Origin of the sequence: Planktothrix sp. FACHB-1355 (assembly GCF_014748295.1) — a bacterium.
Taxonomy (GTDB): domain Bacteria; phylum Cyanobacteriota; class Cyanobacteriia; order Cyanobacteriales; family Aerosakkonemataceae; genus Aerosakkonema; species Aerosakkonema funiforme_A.
The window spans coordinates 1-4653 of the sequence record NZ_JACJUP010000501.1 but is presented as its reverse complement, the minus strand read 5'-3'; the positions used below and the strand labels follow the sequence as shown (position 1 = coordinate 4653).

General features: G+C 48.4%; 3 protein-coding genes. 2 read left to right on the top strand and 1 reads right to left on the bottom strand.

Annotation, left to right across the window (positions count from 1 at the left end; all coding sequences use genetic code 11):
• The first annotated feature begins 603 nt into the window (after positions 1 to 603).
• The gene (locus H6S82_RS19280) at positions 604 to 915 is read left to right on the top strand and encodes a DUF6679 family protein (protein WP_190474290.1); all 312 of its coding nucleotides are present in this window, start codon (positions 604 to 606) and stop codon (positions 913 to 915) included.
• A gap of 119 nt (positions 916 to 1034) precedes the next feature.
• Here the strand turns inward: H6S82_RS19280 and H6S82_RS19275 are convergent, their stop codons facing one another.
• Positions 1035 to 2735, bottom strand: a complete 1701-nt coding sequence (locus tag H6S82_RS19275; protein ID WP_190474299.1) for an MBL fold metallo-hydrolase — start codon at positions 2733 to 2735, stop codon at positions 1035 to 1037.
• A gap of 619 nt (positions 2736 to 3354) precedes the next feature.
• On the opposite strand from H6S82_RS19275, the gene mgtE reads away from it, so the two are divergent.
• Positions 3355 to 4653, top strand: a 1299-nt coding sequence (gene mgtE / locus H6S82_RS19270) for a magnesium transporter (RefSeq protein WP_191056575.1), incomplete at its 3' end; no start/stop codon positions are given.

Here is a 4653-nt window from a genome sequence, read left to right as displayed (position 1 = left end):
AAAATAAAAAAAGCAAAATTTTTAGATTTTACCTGACTCAAAGCTGGGAATTCAGATGAAAGCGTCCCGCTTGTGTTACGATACCCGCAGACAAGTTCTAAACTGGATTTCAGCAATGGGCTGCTAGACGCTGCTCCAAAAGCAATTATACTCTTTCCGAGTAAGCGTGAATCCAGGGTAAGCAATTTGCGAGTGCGATCACCGTAGTGCGATAACCTAACCTGTGTTTACGGCAGGCTGCGCCAACGGAAAATCTCCTTTCTGTAGGAGGTAAAAGGTTAAAAGTTAAAAGTGAAGAATCTAGGAGCCAGAATCGATCTACCATAATTGCACCGAAATCCGTATAATATTACGAACAAAAACCCGTTTCTGACTCCAGATGACTGCTTTTTTAGTTTTTAGACTAGCATTGGTACGGCATTAAATTGGCACGACCTAAGAATTATATTTGCTGGAGCTATCGCGGTCACTTTTGGCTGCGAAGCACTGAGGAAGCCAGTTTTTCCGGTAACGCTAAGTTCTTTTAGCGTAAATTTTGCCCAACTATAATTTTTAATTTAGTTGGGGTACGTTCAAGAATTCCCTGTTCAGGAGAAACAATACATGCTACACCGCAAGATCTATCAACTCTGTTGCGATGGTCGAGAAGTCTGTGTTTTCTTGCGGGACCAGCAACGTTGGATAGAACGCGCTCGCATCATCGATATTGAAGGAGATTTAGTTACATTACGTTATGAAACAGAAGAAGATGATGAAATTTCTTCTTGGGAAGAGATGGTGCGCCTAGAAAGCATTGGTGCTGTCAGTCAGAAATTAGCATCAGTACCGAGAGGTAATGTAGAACCGTTGGTTTCAGATGATTGTCCCGAAGCCGAACAAATTCGCAATCATTACCCAGACTCCAATTTAGATTAATCTAATTAGGGGCTGTTTGGACTTTAATCAATTCAGTTTTAGCCCAGCATTTAATGCCCAGCGCTGGGCTAAATTTTTGTCATTTTTAAATAAATCTCAACTAAGGGATTTGAGATCGTTTATTTTTTATTTTCCTCATCTTCCCGATAAGATCGCGGGGGTACAGCACCGGGTTCAAAAACAGGACAGTAACCATCTGGCGTTACCTTGAAGCCAAACAGGGGCGATGCTTGGTTCCAACAGCGCTGTCCTCGCTGGTGTCGGCAGTTACCGCAGCAGGCTAAGTCAGTCGGGATGCGATCGCTTCCTTGGGTAAGTAACTCCCGTTGGGATAAACCTCGCAATACCAGTTCCTCACCCTGCCAACGAGCTTCAACCAAACCTGTATCGGCAAAGTTTTGCCAGCGAGGGTCACCAGTAATGGTATCGGGAAGCGCAATTGTCACTACAGTCCCCAGCTCGGTCAATTCCCCTTCATAGTTAGTTTCCGGTGCAGCGGGTTGCAGAAATGTATCGCCAATAGGCAGTTCTACCAGCGTTCCTGCTGATGGACAATGCAAATGGTAGCGGTTGTGCAGTTCCTCCAAATTAGTCAAATCTGCTAAATATGTAGGCGAACCGTGGACAAATACTATGTGCTGCGGACGTAGGTTATGAATCAGTTGCGTAGTGCCGGGGCCATCGCAATGCTGAGCCAATAAATAGGTTTCGACGTTAATAAGTGCTGGGGATGAGCTACCTTGGTGCTTACCCCCACTGCTGGATACTTCGGGAAAAGAACCAAAGTCAGGAATGATAACTTGGAACTCAGAACTGATGGAACGCCCCGGTCGCTGAGGCAGTAATATTAGCCAAGAACCGCTATCTGGATGGCAATAATCGCTCAAATCGCCGATTTCGTCCGTGAAAACAATGCAAGGAGACTTGCCGATCGCGCGACGCTGTTCAGGTTGTAGCCGACGCACGCGGGGACGGACTCGTTCGTCCCAAAACAAAGGTTGATGTCGGGAAAAATTCTGTACTGATGCGGGTAGATAAGGTAGGAGATTGAGATAAGCATCGCAACCTGTAGCAACATTGCCATCTACCCAGATATCCAAGTCGCGACCTGTAAAGAGATGATGACTGCGAAGCAGCATGAGGATTTCCTGACCCAGGCCCAAAGTAGGCACAGGTAGCAGGACAGATTGACCCATTGCGATCGCTCGACTAATGCGCTCGGAGAGCTGGTTTTCTTGCTGCCGCCGATGGGGATGACGAGCAGTGCCGTAGGTGCCTTCCAGAATCAGTACATCCGGCTCTATTCCCCGCAAGGAATCTAGAGGCAATCCCTCTACCAGTCGCGAGTTGGACAGGAAAAAGTCACCCGTATATATGAGCGTGTAGGTACGGCGAGGAGTGGTGTAGGTCAGCCGGATGGTAGCCGCTCCTGGCAGATGGCCTGCGGGAAACAATTCGGCACACAGACCGTCTTGGAACTCCACTGGCGATCGCCACGGCAAAGCTTGACAAAATTGCGGGATGTTTTGGGGTTTTACCTCTGGCCAATTCAGCGGCAACAACTGAGCTGTCACCTCGCTGGCATAGATTGGCAGTTGAGGAAAAGCCTTATGCAGCGCCAGAAAACCTCTGGCGTGGTCTGGGTGAGCGTGGCTGCACAGCACTAAGTCTGCTGGCAGTGCTTGCTTTGAATTTGTTTGTAGCGGGGTAATGTTATCCATACCGCAGTCGAGCATGATGCGATATGGCCCCATCCGCACGAGCAGACAGACGCCTTCGTCCTCATGATTAACGCTGTAGGGTAAGCATTCTAGGTCGATCACGATGCTCCCTTGAAAACAGTTTTGAGTGTTGAGTTTTAAGTTTTGAGTTAAAGAAGTTGGCGACTCAAAACTCAAAACTCAAAATTCATAACTTTCGCTTAGTGGGCTGAACCGTTACCGTGATAGTTGTCTGAATCGTAAAATCCATTTTTGGTGCCGAAGAACAAGCTCGCCACGATAAAGACAATAGTCAACCCCATTAAAATTAGTTTGATGTCCATCGATATGAAACCTCAAATTGGATGACGGCGGTGGGTGAAATTTTAGCAAATACTGTATGGAACAACAACTGGCTGGCGTCGGGCGTCGGGCGTCGGGGTTAGGGGTTAGGGAAGAGGGAACAGGGAGAGCGGAGGAGCTTATGGAGAGGGAAGAGGAGGACTTTTAGCTTTTGACTTTTGACTTTTGACTTTTGACTTCCCTTGGCTCCTGCACTGGGATTGTGCAATTAATCTTCTGGGAGTAGCATATACTTACTGGCGTCGTCAGCTCAGAGTCGATACCAGTGTTGAATTCAGTGAATCAGTTTCATGGACCCAAGTCCATCCAGTCACAGTATTACGCTCCTCTAGCCTGGTGAGCCAGTCTCCCTGGATAGGGGAGATTGGGAGGTTTTATGCTCACTCAGGAAGGACGTGTTGCACTATCGGATATTGCCGATTTAAATCAACTCAAGTTTGAACTAAATCGCATACCGGCTGTTGATGTAGGAGATTACATTGCAGAACTGCTACCAGAACGGCGAGCGATCGCATTTCGTCTGCTCAAAAAAGACCACGCGATCGATGTCTTTGAATATCTACCGCCAGAAGTGCAGGAAGAACTGATTAATTCCCTGCACAACGCCCATGTTTGTCAAATTGTGGGTTCAATGCGACCGGATGACCGGGCAGAATTATTTGACGAACTGCCAGCTGGGGTAGTAAAGCGGCTGGTACAGCAACTGAACGCGGAAGAAAGACGGGCGACGGCGACAATTCTGGGGTATCCGGAAGGAACTGCCGGTCGGGTGATGACGACGGAATACGTCCGGTTGCGGGAGGGATTGACGGTTGGGGAAGCCCTCCACAAAATTCGTTTGAGCGATGAAGATAAGGAAACAATATACTACGCTTACGTCACGGATGACAACCGCAAATTGCTGAAGGTGGTTTCGCTGCGGCAGTTGCTGTTTACGTTTCCGGATGTATTGGTAGGCGATATTGCTAGCGATCGCGTCGTCAGAGTCCGCACGGATACACCGCAGGAAGAAGTAGCGCAACTGATGAAGCGTTATGACTTGATCGCCGCGCCGGTGGTCGATCGGGAAGATAGATTGGTCGGAATTGTCACCATTGATGATGTTGTAGACATTTTAGAAGAAGAAGCAACTGAGGATATTCAGAAACTGGCGGGGGTCAGCGGCGGTGACGAAGCGGCGTGGTCTCCTCCGCTGGTGACCCTTCGCAAGCGTCTGCCGTGGCTGCTGATCAATATCGGTCTGTATATTGCCGCCGCAAGTGCGATCGCGCCTTTCCAACACGTTATTTCATCTGTTACCGTCTTGGCAGTAATTATGCCGATTTTGGCAAACAGCAGCGGCAATGTGGGCTTTCAGGTTTTATCGGTGACAGTACGAGGACTTGGTGTGGGTGAAATTACTCCCCAAGATACTCTGGCTATTTTGCGGAAGGAAATTTTGGCAGCATTGGGTACTGCGATAGCATTGGCGCTTTCTTTAGGTACTCTTTCGTTGATTTGGTCTCCCCCTCATCAGCGATGGGTATCCTCGATCGCCGGACTGGTCATGGCTATTAACGTGTTGATCGCTGCCACCTTGGGAACGCTGTTGCCAATGGGATTGAAGCGATTGAATCTCGACCCTGCTTTGATCAGTGGGCCATTGCTTACTACGTCGCTGGATACGATCGGATTC

Coding starts and splice junctions, on each gene's coding strand:
- H6S82_RS19280 (WP_190474290.1), top strand. CDS start 604: ATGCTACACCGCAAGATCTATCAACTCTGTTGCGATGGTCGAGAAGTC.